This is a genomic window from Sphingomonas sp. SP2 (genome assembly GCF_058313385.1).
Map to the genome: position 1 here is coordinate 1,756,994 of NZ_JBZFLD010000001.1, position 12,771 is coordinate 1,769,764.

General features: G+C 67.2%; 15 protein-coding genes. 10 read left to right on the top strand and 5 right to left on the bottom strand.

What is annotated here, in order from left to right; all coding sequences use genetic code 11:
- Positions 1-78 precede the first annotated feature (78 nt).
- Positions 79-513: a nuclear transport factor 2 family protein gene (locus AC4GYU_RS08935; protein ID WP_491086537.1), complete on the top strand. Its 435-nt coding sequence runs from the start codon at positions 79-81 to the stop codon at positions 511-513.
- Here the strand turns inward: AC4GYU_RS08935 and AC4GYU_RS08940 are convergent.
- Positions 510-722, bottom strand: a complete 213-nt coding sequence (locus AC4GYU_RS08940; protein ID WP_491086538.1) for a transcriptional regulator — start codon at positions 720-722, stop codon at positions 510-512. The two genes, AC4GYU_RS08935 and AC4GYU_RS08940, sit on opposite strands and share 4 nt — an antisense overlap.
- Before the next feature lie 8 nt (positions 723-730).
- Entirely contained in the window at positions 731-1,069 is a 339-nt protein-coding gene (locus tag AC4GYU_RS08945) for a P-II family nitrogen regulator (protein ID WP_491086539.1), read from the bottom strand.
- Between the two features lie 77 nt (positions 1,070-1,146).
- Here AC4GYU_RS08945 and AC4GYU_RS08950 point away from each other — a divergent pair, with 77 nt between their 5' ends.
- Positions 1,147-1,887 (top strand): phosphocholine cytidylyltransferase family protein, encoded by a 741-nt coding sequence (locus AC4GYU_RS08950; RefSeq protein ID WP_491086540.1) that lies wholly within the window; start codon positions 1,147-1,149, stop codon positions 1,885-1,887.
- Between the two features lie 77 nt (positions 1,888-1,964).
- On the opposite strand, the gene map is transcribed toward AC4GYU_RS08950, so the two are convergent.
- Positions 1,965-2,792 (bottom strand): type I methionyl aminopeptidase, encoded by an 828-nt coding sequence (gene map / locus AC4GYU_RS08955; protein ID WP_491086541.1) that lies wholly within the window; start codon positions 2,790-2,792, stop codon positions 1,965-1,967.
- Between the two features lie 47 nt (positions 2,793-2,839).
- Between map and AC4GYU_RS08960 the strand changes: the two genes are divergently transcribed.
- Together AC4GYU_RS08960 and AC4GYU_RS08965 are read left to right on the top strand one after the other, a co-directional pair.
- Positions 2,840-4,297, top strand: a complete 1,458-nt coding sequence (locus AC4GYU_RS08960; protein ID WP_491086542.1) for a S41 family peptidase — start codon at positions 2,840-2,842, stop codon at positions 4,295-4,297.
- A 38-nt stretch (positions 4,298-4,335) separates the two neighbouring features.
- A complete protein-coding gene (locus tag AC4GYU_RS08965) occupies positions 4,336-5,094 on the top strand; it encodes a competence/damage-inducible protein A (protein WP_491086543.1) in 759 nt (252 codons plus the stop codon).
- On the opposite strand, the gene AC4GYU_RS08970 is transcribed toward AC4GYU_RS08965, so the two are convergent.
- Complete coding sequence (locus AC4GYU_RS08970) at positions 5,067-5,255, bottom strand: hypothetical protein (RefSeq protein WP_491086544.1); 189 nt, start codon at positions 5,253-5,255, stop codon at positions 5,067-5,069. The two genes, AC4GYU_RS08965 and AC4GYU_RS08970, sit on opposite strands and share 28 nt — an antisense overlap.
- A 104-nt stretch (positions 5,256-5,359) precedes the next feature.
- Positions 5,360-5,728, bottom strand: coding sequence for a DUF4440 domain-containing protein (locus AC4GYU_RS08975; protein ID WP_491086545.1), 369 nt, complete (start codon positions 5,726-5,728; stop codon positions 5,360-5,362).
- A gap of 108 nt (positions 5,729-5,836) precedes the next feature.
- Between AC4GYU_RS08975 and AC4GYU_RS08980 the strand changes: the two genes are divergently transcribed.
- The 6 genes from AC4GYU_RS08980 (at position 5,837) to AC4GYU_RS09005 (ending at position 12,728) form a co-directional block, all read left to right on the top strand.
- Positions 5,837-6,289 carry a MarR family winged helix-turn-helix transcriptional regulator gene (locus AC4GYU_RS08980; RefSeq protein ID WP_491086546.1) on the top strand — a complete coding sequence of 151 codons (453 nt, stop codon included), beginning with the start codon at positions 5,837-5,839 and terminating at the stop codon, positions 6,287-6,289.
- Positions 6,286-7,362 (top strand): HlyD family secretion protein, encoded by a 1,077-nt coding sequence (locus AC4GYU_RS08985; protein ID WP_491086547.1) that lies wholly within the window; start codon positions 6,286-6,288, stop codon positions 7,360-7,362. The genes AC4GYU_RS08980 and AC4GYU_RS08985 overlap by 4 nt, the downstream gene beginning before the upstream one ends.
- 43 nt (positions 7,363-7,405) lie before the next feature.
- On the top strand, positions 7,406-8,947 hold the full coding sequence (locus AC4GYU_RS08990; RefSeq protein ID WP_491086548.1) for a DHA2 family efflux MFS transporter permease subunit: 1,542 nt from the start codon (positions 7,406-7,408) through the stop codon (positions 8,945-8,947).
- A 16-nt stretch (positions 8,948-8,963) separates the two neighbouring features.
- On the top strand, positions 8,964-9,950 hold the full coding sequence (locus tag AC4GYU_RS08995) for an aldo/keto reductase (RefSeq protein ID WP_491086549.1): 987 nt from the start codon (positions 8,964-8,966) through the stop codon (positions 9,948-9,950).
- A gap of 90 nt (positions 9,951-10,040) precedes the next feature.
- Positions 10,041-10,796, top strand: coding sequence for an alpha/beta fold hydrolase (locus AC4GYU_RS09000; RefSeq protein WP_491086550.1), 756 nt, complete (start codon positions 10,041-10,043; stop codon positions 10,794-10,796).
- A gap of 48 nt (positions 10,797-10,844) precedes the next feature.
- Positions 10,845-12,728, top strand: coding sequence for a M2 family metallopeptidase (locus tag AC4GYU_RS09005; protein WP_491086551.1), 1,884 nt, complete (start codon positions 10,845-10,847; stop codon positions 12,726-12,728).
- Positions 12,729-12,771: the final 43 nt, after the last annotated feature.

A 12,771-nucleotide genomic window follows, 5' to 3' on the forward strand; every position in this document is an offset into this window, starting at 1 on the left:
TTCCGTCGGGGTGGCCATTGGCCGCCGCAGCTTCGCCACGTCTTGCCTCGACCGGGCGGCGGGCTAAGGACCGGAGCCATGGGAAGCGAGACAAACGGGCGGATCGAGGCGCTCGAACACCAGCTGATGCGCGCCTGGGCGACCGGCGATCGCAAGGTTCTCCGGGCGCTGTTGTCGCGGCGGTTCCGGATGGTGGTGGCGGCCGGCACGCCGGTGCTGCTCGACCGCAAGAGCATGCTCGAGGCGGCGGGCGAGCGCTGGCGCCTCGAGCGCTATCGCTTCGGCCAGGCCGTCTATTCGCGCGAGGCCGAAGGGGTCGCGGTGTTCGCCGCCGAACTCGAGATGGAAGGGGCCATCGAAGGCCGGAGCGTCGAGGGGCGCTGGTGGCAGGTCGACGTGTGGAAGAAGGGCGGGCTCAGCCGCAAGTGGAAGCTGCTCGACCGCCAGCTCGCCCGGATCGACGGGGAGCATCAATTCCCGCAGGCGGTCCGTTCGCTCCAGCTCTGGCGCTAGAAGACGCGGCGCTGGGCCGCGACGAGCATCCGCAGCAGCATGGCCACGGGGCGTGGCACTCCGACCTTGCCTTCGAGCCAGAGCGAGACCGCCGAGCGGCTGACACCGATCGCATTGGCGAGCTCGTTCTGCGTCCGGTAGCCGAGCGCGCGCATGTGGGTGCGCAGCTCGTCCGGGCTCATCGAGGCAAGGCGGGGATCGTTCGACACCTTCAGGCTCAGATCGCGTCCGTGCCCTCGTCGCCGGTGCGGATCCGGACGGCATGCTCGACCGGCGAGACGAAGATCTTGCCGTCGCCGATCCGCCCGGTGCGCGCGGCATTGGCGATTGCCTCGACGACATTGGCGGTCAGGCTGTCCTCGACCACCACCTCGATCTTCACCTTGGGCAGGAAGTCGATGACATATTCGGCGCCGCGGTAAAGCTCGGTGTGGCCTTTCTGGCGGCCGAAGCCCTTGACCTCGGTGACGGTCATGCCGCTCACCCCGACTTCGTGAAGTGCGTCCTTCACGTCGTCGAGCTTGAACGGCTTGATGATCGCTTCGACCTTCTTCACTTCATCCTCCCCTGGGGCTGATGCCACCTTAGGCGGCGTCTTGGCTTTGCCGCAATTCCCCGGCAAGCGCCCCGCCCATGCGTCAGGCAATCATTCTTTCCGCAGGCCAGGGATCGCGGCTCGGTTCGCTGACCACCGACCGGCCCAAGTGCCTCATCGAATTCGGCGGCCGGACCCTGCTCGACCGCCAGCTCGACACGCTCGCGGCGAACGGCATCGAGCAGGCGATCATCGTCACGGGCTTTCGCGACGACCAGATCGAGGCTGCGCTCGAGCGGCGCCGCGCGGCCGGGGAGGGGCCGGAGACGCGGACCGTCTTCAACCCCTTCTACAAGGTGGCCGACAATACCGGCTCCCTCTTCATGGCGCGCGAGGCGCTGAGCGGCGACACTTTGGTCTGGAACGGCGACACGATGGTTTCGCCCGCGCTCATGGCGAAGGTGGTGGCGAACGACCGGCCGGGCATCTGCGTCACCATCGACCGCAAGGCCGAAGGCTATGACGCCGACGACATGAAGGTGGTCGAAGAGGGCGGACGCCTTCGCGCCATCGGCAAGCGGCTGGCGAGCACCGACGGGGTCAATGCCGAATCGATCGGCCTGCTCGCCTTCCGCGGCGACGGCGCCGAGCGCTTCCGCCATGCGATCGAGGAGGCGATGCGCTCGCCCGAGGGGACTCAGATCTGGTATCTTCGGGTCATCCACCACCTTGCCCAGTCGAGCGACATCTGGACGCTGTCGATCGAAGGCGAGGAGTGGGGCGAAGTCGACTTCCCCGAAGACGTCGCGGCGGCGGAGAAACTGGTCGCGAGCTGGTAGCTCCCCTGCGCAAGCAGGGGCCCAGTGACCTTCAAATAAAAAGCGAAACTGGGCTCCTGCCTTCGCAGGAGAACAGCTTAATAAGGTGGGCGGTCCAGGCCCTTGGGGCTTTGCGTGAAGATCTCGCAGCCGTCCTCGGTGATCCCGATCGAATGCTCGAACTGGGCTGAAAGCGAGCGGTCGCGGGTGACCGCGGTCCAGCCGTCGTCGAGCATCTTGCAGTCGGCCCGACCGATGTTGATCATCGGTTCGACCGTGAAGAACATGCCGGGCTTCAGTTCGGGGCCCGTGCCCGCGCGGCCAGCGTGGACGACTTCCGGGCTGTCGTGGAACAGTCGGCCGAGACCGTGCCCGCAGAAGTCGCGCACGACCGAGTAGCGGTTCTTCTCGGCATGGCGCTGGATCGCGGCCGAGACGTCGCCAAGACGGTTGCCGGGACGGGCCTGCTCGAGGCCAAGCATCAGGCATTCGTAGGTGACGTCGACCAGCCGCCGTGCCTTCACCCCGACATCGCCGAGCAGGTACATCCGGCTCGAATCGCCGTGCCAGCCATCGAGGATGGGGGTAACGTCGATGTTGACGATGTCGCCTTCCTTGAGCGCCTTGTCGGCCGGGATGCCGTGGCAGACGACATGGTTGATCGAGGTGCAGCAGCTGTGGGTGTAGCCGCGATAGCCGAGCGTCGCGGGGACCGCGCCCGCCTCGCGCATCATGCGATAGACGAAGGCGTCGATCTCGGCCGTGGTGATGCCGGGAACCACGATCGGCGCCAGCGCATCGAGGATCTCGGCGGCAAGCCGGCCCGCGGCCCGCATCCCGGCAAAGCCATCCTCGCCATGCAGCTTGATCACGCCGCTGCGCGCCTCGCTGCGATCGTCCGCCGACACCGTCACATATTGAGTCATTCCTGCTATCTAGGGGGTACAAGGCCAAATGTCGAAGGAGCGCGGGGGTGCGGCGCAGAAGCTTCCTGAAAGCAAGCGGTGGCGTTGCCCTGACCGGCTGGTCGGCGCGCAGCGCGGCCGCCGATCTCCCCACCCGCCGCGACCTTGGCGGCGACGTCGCGATCGTCCGGCAGGCGCTGACCCTGCACCCCGGCCTCCATCGCTACCAATCTCCCCGCGAAGCGGAGCGACGGCTCGAAATGTTTGCCGCCGAATATATTCGGGCGGGCGACATGGCCGGACGTTATCTGGCCCTTGCAAGGCTGACCGCCGCCATCCGCTGCGGGCACAGCTATGGCAACTTCTTCAACCAGAAGACGGCCGTGCAGACCGCTCTGTTCGACCGGCCGACCCGCCTGCCGTTCCTGTTCAACTGGGTCGACCGGTCGATGGTCGTCACCAGCGACCCCTCCGGCACCCTTGCCAGAGGAACGCGCATCACGCGCATGAATGGCTTGGATCCGGCCATGCTGCGCGACCGGCTGATCCCGCTGACCCGCGGCGACGGCCACAATGATGCGAAGCGCGTGTCCCTCCTCGAGGTGCGGGGCGACGACGAGTTCGAGACGTTCGACGTCCTGCAAGGGCTGGTCGCGCCACCGCCGAGCGGCACCCATCAGCTGGAGGCCCTCACGCCGGGCGGCAAGCGCCTGGCCCTTGCCCTTCCGGCCATCGCTCTCGCCGCGCGCCAGAAGATGATGCGCGCGTCCCCGCCCGATCAGGACGGAGCGGTCTGGTCATGGGTGATGCGGCCCGATGGCATTGCGGTGCTGACCATGCCCGGCTGGGCCCTGTGGAACAGCAAATGGGACTGGAAGAGCTGGCTCTCTGAGCGCCTCGACAGCCTGGAGCGCGCCCCCGGTCTCGTCATCGACCTTCGCGACAACGAAGGTGGCGACGAGAGTTGCGGCGCTGCGATCCTCGCCCGCCTGATCGACCGGCCGGTCGCTACCAATGATTGGGAACAGCGCCTTCGCTTCCAGCGCACCCCTCCGGCGCTCGATCCCTATCTCGATACGTGGGACCCTTCCTTCCGGACGCTTGGCGAGGGTGCGGCCGCATTTGGTGGCGGCTTCTATCGCCGGCCTCCGTCCGCCGAGGACGCGATGCTGGTTGCGCCAGCGGGCAAACGCCTCGGCCTGCCGGTGCGCGTGCTCGTGTCGCCGGTGAACAGCAGTGCGACCTTCCAGTTCGCATCGACCGTGCAGCGCCTCGGGCTCGGCCGCCTCGTCGGCGGTCCCACGGGTGGAAACCGCCGCGGCATCAATGGTGGAAGCTTCTTCTTCGTCCGGCTCCCCGCAAGCGGCCTCGAATTCGATCTTCCGCTAATCGGCTATTTCCCGCGATCCCCGCAGCCGGACGCCGGCCTCATGCCCGACCTGCTGGCCCGGCCGGGCATCGCGGACATCGCGGGCGGCCATGATCGGGTCCTCGCGGCGGCACTTGTCGACATCGTCCGAGGGTGAGGTTGCGGGGCGGCGGGGCAGGGCCTAGCTGCCGGGCCATGGCTTCGACCAAGACCTATACCGCGGCCCTGTGCATCATCGGCGACGAGATCCTCTCGGGCCGGACCCAGGACAAGAATGTCGCCCAGATCGCGACCTGGCTCAACGTGCAGGGGATCCGCCTTGCCGAGGTGAGGGTCGTCCCCGACGTCGAGGAGCGGATCGTCGAGGCGGTCAACCAGCTGCGGGCGCGCAACGACTATCTCTTCACCACGGGCGGCATCGGCCCGACCCACGACGACATCACGGTCGACGCGATCGCGGCCGCGCTCGGCGTGCCGGTGATCGTCCATCCCGACGCCCGCGCCATCCTCGAGCGCTATTACGAGACACGTGGGGGCCTCACGGAGGCGCGGCTGCGAATGGCGCGCGTGCCGGGAGGGGCCGACCTCATCGTCAACAAGGTCTCGGGCGCGCCCGGCATCCGCCACGGCAATATCTTCATCCTCGCCGGCGTGCCGCATATCACCGCCGGGATGCTCGACGCGCTGACCGGGACGCTCGAGGGCGGGCGTCCGCTCGTCAGCGTGACCATCGGCGGAATGGTCCCGGAAAGCGAAGTCGCCGACCTCCTGCGCGAAACCGAGCGCGCCCACGAAGGCATCGCGATCGGCTCCTATCCCTTCTTTCGGGAGGGCAAGGTGGGCGCCAATTTCGTGATCCGGTCCGAAGATATGGAAAAGGCCGAAGCCGTTGCCGGCCTCCTTTCCGCGAGCATGGAGAGCGCGGGCTATCTGGTGGTGCCGGGCGGCATCTGAGCTGCCCACCAGTCGGCATAAGGCGTATTCCTGGCGAGGTGGCGGTTCCAGTCGGGGGCGCCGTCCTCCCACCAGACGGGGCCGCGCTCGCCCAGCGCCCGTTTCGCGGCGTCGACCCGCACGCGGTCGCGCTTGCGCCGCGCATCCATCAGTTCGCGCACCAGATGCTCGCGCCGCTCGGGATCGAGCGCGGGATTGCTGAGGCGCCAGAGGCGACCCCGGACAACGAAATAGCGGCCGTCCGGGGTGCGGGGATATTCGTCGCTCAGGCGCCCTGAACCCCGGCCTTCGGCGGCACGATCTGGCTGTGCGCGACCACCGTCCAGTCCTCGTGTCCGCGCCGCATCAGGGTCGAGCTCGCATAGCAGCGATAGCGCTCGTCGCCGCGCGATGCCTCGACCTGATAGCCGATGACGATCAGGCCCTCCTCGGGGCGGGTGACCTTCTGGTCGGAGAAGCGCACCTCCTCCCACCGGGGCGTGTCCTTCACCGCGGCCTTGGCCTGGTCGCGGGTGAAGAGGAACGGCTCGGCGGGGAGGGCCATCACCACATTCTCGTCGACGAGGCGGTCATAGACCTCCGTGCCGCCGTGCCAGAGCTTCTCTTCCATCGCCCAGATCCGCTCGTCTTCCATGCTTCGTCTCCTTCTTCGAGGAGGCAACGGTCCGGCGCCGGCAGGGTTCACCCGGCCTTTCGGACAGGAGCGTTGATTTAGTAAGGATGCTTACTATATGCGGCGTCCATGGAACAGCTGGCCTGGGATATTGGCGAGACCTCGCATGCGCTTCGCCGCGCCTTCGATCGGCGCGCCGCCGCGCTCGGAATCACCCGCGCGCAGTGGCGGGTGCTCGCCCATCTCGACCACAATCCAGGGCAGCGGCAGGTCGAGCTTGCCGACCGGATGGACATCGAGCCGATCACGCTCTGCCGGATCGTCGACAAGCTTGAGGAGAATGCGCTGGTCGAGCGCCGCCGCGATCCCGGCGACCGTCGCGCCTGGCAGCTCTACCTGTGCGATCAGGCCAAGCCGCTGATCGCCAAGCTCCATGCGGTGGCCGAGGATTTTTCGGCTGACGCTTTCGGTAACATCGATCCGGCGGAGATCCGCGCGGCGCAGGCCCTGCTCGCCAGGGTGCGCGCGAACGTCGCGGGCATGGACCCGCGCAGCAGCAATACGAACAGGGCATTGGCATGAACCAGGAAACGAGGATCGGCGCCGCCGAGGAAGTCGAAGCGCCCGCGGGCGTCGCGGCAGGCAGCGACAGCGGAGCGTCGGCGAAGGCGCCCAGCAAGGCGAAGCGCATCGCCCTGATGCTGGTTGTCCCGCTGCTGCTGCTCGTCGGCGGCGCCTATCTGTGGTTCTCGGGTCAGGGCACCGTCTCGACCGACAACGCGCAGGTGAAGCAGGACATCACCAGCGTCGGCGCGCAGGTGAGCGGGCCGATCGCCGAGGTGCTGGTCAAGGAAGGCCAGCGCGTCCAGGCCGGACAGATCCTCTTCCGGATTGATCCCGAACCCTATCGCGTCGCTTTGATGCAGGCCGAGGCGCAGCTGGCGCAAGCCCAGCTTGCCGAGCGGCAGGTGGTGACGCAGGCGCAGGGGACGGGCTCGGACATCGCCGGCGCGCAGGCGCAGCTGACGATCGACCAGCGCGCGTTGAGCCGTCAGGCCGAGCTGCTCGCCAAGGGTTTCACCACCCGCGTCCGCTACGATGAGGCGCTGGCCGACGTCGAGCGCGACCGCACGGCGCTGGCCGATGCGCAGGCGCGTGCCGCCAATGCCCGTGCGGCGATCGCGCCCTCGGGTGATCAGCCGAGCGAGCAGGCGGCCCGCGCCGCCATCGCCCAGGCCCGCCTCAACCTCAGCCGGACCGAGGTTCGAGCCCCGACCGCGGGCGTCGTCTCGAATACCGACCGGCTCCTTCCGGGGCAGCAGGCGGTGCCGGGCATCGGCCTCCTCTCGCTGGTCGCGTCGAGCGATGCTTGGATCGAGGCCAATTTCAAGGAGAAGGACCTCGAGGCGATGGCCCCGGGCCAGGCGGTTGAAATCGCGATCGACGCCTATCCCGGGCTGAAGCTCAAGGGCCGGGTGCAGAGCATCGGCGCGGGGACCGGCAGCGAGTTCGCCATTCTCCCGGCGCAAAATGCCAACGGCAACTGGGTCAAGGTCACCCAGCGCGTGCCGGTCCGCATCCGCTTCGAAGGCAAGCCCGCCCGTCCGATGATCGCCGGCCTCAGCGCCGACGTCACCGTCCGCACGGGCGACTGAGGCAAGGACCGCGCGCGAAGCGCGTCGTCGAAAGGCACTAGGCGTGGACCAGACCAGAGCCGCCACCCCGCTCGATCCGATGCGGCATTTCCTCGTCACCGTCGCGGTGATGCTGGCGGTGCTGATGCAGGTGCTCGACACGACCATCGCCAACGTCGCGCTGCCGCACATGCAGGCGAGCCTCGGCGCCACGCAGGAGAGCATCAACTGGGTGCTCACCAGCTACATCGTCGCCTCGGCCATCGCCATTCCGATCGCCGGCTGGCTGGCCGAGCGTATCGGCCGGCGCAAGCTGCTGCTGATCGCCGTCGTCGGCTTCACCGCGGCGAGCATGCTCTGCGCCATCGCCACCTCGCTCCCCGAGATGGTCGTCTTCCGGATCCTGCAGGGGATCAGCGGCGCCTTCCTCGTGCCACTGGCACAGGCGACGATGTTCGACATCAATCCCCCGGCCAAGCATGCGCAGGCAATGGCCCTGTTCGGCGGCGGCATCATGATCGGGCCGATCATGGGGCCGGTGCTCGGCGGCTGGCTGACCGACAGCTTCGACTGGCGCTGGGTGTTCATCGTCAACCTGCCGGTCGGGATCCTCGCCACCTTCATGCTCTGGCGGACCATGCCTGAGAGCCCGACCAGCAGGCGACCCTTCGACCTTGCCGGCTTCGCGCTGATCGCCCTGGCGCTCGGGTCGCTGCAGATGTTCCTCGACCGCGGCGAAAGCCAGGACTGGTTCCAGAGCTGGGAGATCATCATCGAGCTCGGGCTCGCGATCGCCTTCTTCTGGATGTTCACCATCCACACGATGACGGCGAAGCATCCGATCTTCGAGAAGCCGATGTTCGCCGACCGCAACTTCGCGACCGGGCTATTGTTCATGGCAGTGACCGGCGTCCTGCTGCTGGCCGGCCTCGCGCTGCTGCCGCCCCTGCTTCAGCGGCTCTACGGTTATTCGGTGCTCCAGTCGGGCGTGCTGACCGCGCCGCGCGGAGTCGGGACCCTCATTTCCATGCTCGTCGCCGGAAGGCTGGTCGGCAAGATCGACAGCCGTCTGCTGGTGGTCGCCGGCATCTCGCTGATGGCGACCAGCCTGTGGATGATGACCGGCTTCGCGCTCGACCAGCCGGCCGGACCGGTCATCTGGTCGGGCGTGGTCCAGGGGCTCGGCATCGGGCTGATCTTCGTGGTCATGCAGAGCCTCGCCTTCGCGACCCTCGCCCCGGCGCTTCGCACCTCGGCGGCTTCGCTCCTCAATCTTGCCCGAAACATCGGCGGCTCGGTCGGGATCGCGATCGTCGGCTCGCAGCTGGTGCGGATGACGCAGGTCGCCCACGCCGACCTCGCCAGCCATGTCACCGACAGCACCATCCCGACACTCGACCCCGGGCTGCTCGAGCGGATCGGGCAGGGCGGTGACGTCGCCCTCGCCGTCATCAATGCCGAAGTCACGCGGCAGGCCCTGTTTATCGCTTATCTCGACGATTTCTGGCTGATGATGTGGGTCACGATCGCCGCTCTTCCGTTGGTGCTGCTGTTGCGCAAGGCCAAGAGCGATGGCGGAGCGCCGGTACACGCGATTGCCGACTGACAGGAGAGAAGACCCCATGCAGACTCGTACGCTCGGGCCCAATGGCCCCACGGTTTCCGCCATCGGCCTCGGCTGCATGGGAATGAGCGAATTCTACGGGACCGGCGACGATGCCGAAAGCATCGCCACCATCCACCATGCGCTCGAGCAGGGTATCAATTTCCTCGACACGGCGGACATGTACGGCCCGTTCAAGAATGAGGAACTGGTCGGCCGCGCCATCGCCGACCGCCGCGACCAGGTTTTTCTCGCGACCAAGTTCGCCAATGTCCGCGGCGAGAAGGGCGAGTTCCTCGGCGTTCGCGGCGATCCCGATTATGTCCGCTCGGCCTGCGATGCGAGCTTGAAGCGCCTCGGGGTCGAGACGATCGATCTCTATTATCAGCACCGCGTCGACCCGAACGTGCCGATCGAGGACACGATCGGCGCGATGGCGCGGCTCAAGGAAGAGGGGAAGATCCGCTTCCTCGGCATGAGCGAGGCCGCGCCCGCGACCATTCGTCGCGCCCATGCGGTTCATCCCATCACCGCGCTCCAGACCGAATACAGCCTGTGGAGCCGCGACGCCGAGGCCGAGGTGCTCCCGACCGTGCGCGAACTCGGCATCGGCTATGTCGCTTATTCGCCGCTCGGCCGCGGCTTCCTGACCGGCGAGATCAAGGCGCCCGAGGACTTCCCGGACGACGATTATCGCCGCTTCCACCCGCGCTTCACCGGCGAAAATTTCGAGCGCAACATCGCCATGGTGCACGAGCTTCAGAAGCTCGCCGCCGACAAGGGCGTCAGCGCGGCGCAGCTCGCGCTCGCCTGGGTGCTTCATCAGGGCGAGGACATCGTGCCCATCCCCGGGACCAAGCGCCGCAAGTGGCTCGACCAGAATATCGCGGCCGTGGACCTCGAGCTCAGCGCCGACGAGCTCGCTCGGCTCGACCAGATCCTGCCGCCAGGCGCCGCCGCGGGCGACCGCTATCACGCGCAGGGCATGGCGACGGTGAATCGGTAGTCACGAACTGTTCCCCGGCGAAGGCCGGGGCCCAGTGACTTTCGAGGCACTGGGCTCCTGCTTTCGCAGGAGAACGGCTAGGACGCGGACATGACCACCACCACCCACCACTTCACCGCCTCCGACGGCGTCTCCCTCGCCTGGCGCGAGACGGGGGAGGGGCGTCCGGTCGTGCTCGTCCATGGCCTGTTCTCGGACGCGCACCTCAATTGGGTGAAATTCGGCCATGCCGAAAAGCTCGTGGACGCGGGCTTTCGGGTGATCATGCCCGATCTTCGCGCCCACGGCCTCAGCGACAAGCCGCACGATCCCGCTGCCTATCCGCCTGGCGTCCTCGGCCGCGACCTCGTTGAACTGGTCGCGCACCTCGGCCTCGCCGACTTCGACCTCGGCGGCTTCTCGCTCGGCTCGCGGACCAGCGTGCACGGAGTTGCGCAGGGCCTGACACCGCGGCGGCTGATCCTCGCCGGCATGGGGCTCGAAGGCTTGCTCGGCTGGGAGAAGAGGCATCACTTCTTCATCGAGGCATTCGAGAAGTTCGAGACCGCCAGCCGCGGCGACCGGCACTGGTTCGCGGTCCAGTTCATGAAGAGCCAGAAGGTCGACCGCGTCGCCGCCCGCCTGCTCCTCGAGAGCAACAGCCATGTCGACGAGGCGATGCTGGCGCGGCTGACCATGCCCACGCTCGTACTGTGCGGCGACGACGATCGCGATAATGGCTCGGCCCCCGCGCTCGCCGAAGCGCTGCCCAATGCCTCTTATGCCGAGATTCCCGGCACCCACACGACCTCGGTCACGCAAAAGGCGCTCGGGCAGGCGATGGTGGACTTCTTGACGGGCGAGTGATGCGGGCGCACGAACGCCGCCAGTTCCTCAGATGAAGGCGTCAACCGCATGAAATTGGCCGCTTCCGTTTCAATTCTCGCACTTTCCCTCGCCGGTTGCATGACCGCGCCCGACGGTACGCCGCGGATGACTCAGGCGCAGACCGACGCCATGGTCGAGGCCGCCCCGGCCGACGCCGATGCCGCCGTCAGCGCGCGCACCCCGGAGGGGGCCCGCCAGTTCATCGCCAAGGTCGAGAAGGATCTCTTCGACCTGTCGGTGATCGGAAGCCGCGCCTCGTGGGTCAACTCGACCTACATCACCGACGATACCGATGCGCTCGCCGCCTATTTCGGCACCATCGGCACCGAAAAGGGTGTCGCCTACGCCAAGGAAGCGGCCGAATGGTCGAAGGTGCAGGGGCTCGACCCCGATACCGCCCGCAAGCTCAACATCCTGCGCGGCGCGCTGGTGCTGGCGGCCCCGTCCACGCCCGGCGCCGCGGCCGAGCTCAACAATATCTCGACCAAGCTCCAGTCGACCTACGGCAAGGGCCGGGCGACGCTCGACGGCAAGGTCATCACCGGCGACGTCGCCGAGGAGCAGATGGGCGAGCTTCGCGATCCGAAGCGGACCGCCGAAGTGTGGACCAGCTGGAACAACAATGTCGGCCGCCCGATGCGCCCCGACTATGTCCGGATGGTCGAGATCGCCAACCAGGGCGCGAAGGAGCTCGGCTACGCCGACACCGGCGCCATGTGGCGCTCGGGCTACGACATGACACCCGAGGAATTCTCGGCCATGTACGACCGGCTGTGGAGCGAGGTGAAGCCGCTCTACGACCAGCTCCACTGCTACACCCGCACCAAGCTCAACCAGAAGTATGGCAATGCCGTGCAGCCTGCCAACGGCCCGATCCGCGCCGATCTCCTCGGCAACATGTGGGCGCAGGAATGGGGCAACATCTACGACGTGGTCGCGCCCAAGGGTGCCGGCGACGTCGGCTATGACGTGACCGAGCTCCTGAAGGCCAAGAAGAAGACTCCGGTGGACATGGTCCGGATGGGCGAGGGCTTCTACACCTCGCTCGGCTTCGCCCCGCTGCCCGCCAGCTTCTGGACCCGCTCGCAGATCGTCCGTCCGGAAGGCCGCGAAGTCGTCTGCCACGCCTCGGCCTGGGACCTCGACAACAAGGACGACCTGCGCATCAAGATGTGCACCAAGGTCAATGGCGACGACTTCGTCACCATCCACCACGAGCTTGGCCACAATTTCTACCAGCGGGCCTATAACCAGCAGCCCTATCTCTACCTCAACGGTGCCAACGATGGCTTCCACGAGGCGATCGGCGACTTCATCGCGCTGTCGGTGACGCCTGAATATCTGGTCCAGATCGGGCTGCTCGACCGCAAGAAGGTGCCCGACGCGAGCAAGGACACCGGCCTTCTGCTGCGCCAGGCGATGGACAAGGTCGCCTTCCTCCCGTTCGGCCTGATGGTCGACAAGTGGCGCTGGGGCGTGTTCGACGGCTCGATCCCGTCGAGCGGCTACGAGGCCGGCTGGAACCAGCTCCGCCTCCAGTATCAGGGCATCACCCCGCCGACCCAGCGGACCGAGGCCGACTTCGACCCGGGCGCGAAATATCACATCCCGGGCAACACGCCCTATGCGCGCTATTTCCTCGCCCGGATCCTGCAGTTCCAGTTCTACAAGGCGGCCTGCGACATGTCGGGCTGGAAGGGCCCGCTCCACCGCTGCTCCTTCTACGGCAACAAGGAGGTCGGTCAGCGGCTCGACGCCATGCTGAAGCTCGGCGCGTCCAAGCCCTGGCCCGAGGCGCTCGAGGCCTTCACCGGCACGCGCGAGATGAGCGGCAAGCCGATGCTCGAATATTTCGCGCCGCTGCAGCGCTGGCTGGAGCAGCAGAACCAGGGCAAGACCTGCGGCTGGTAAATGAAAAGGCCCTCTCTCCGTCGCGGGAGAGGGCCTTTTCTTC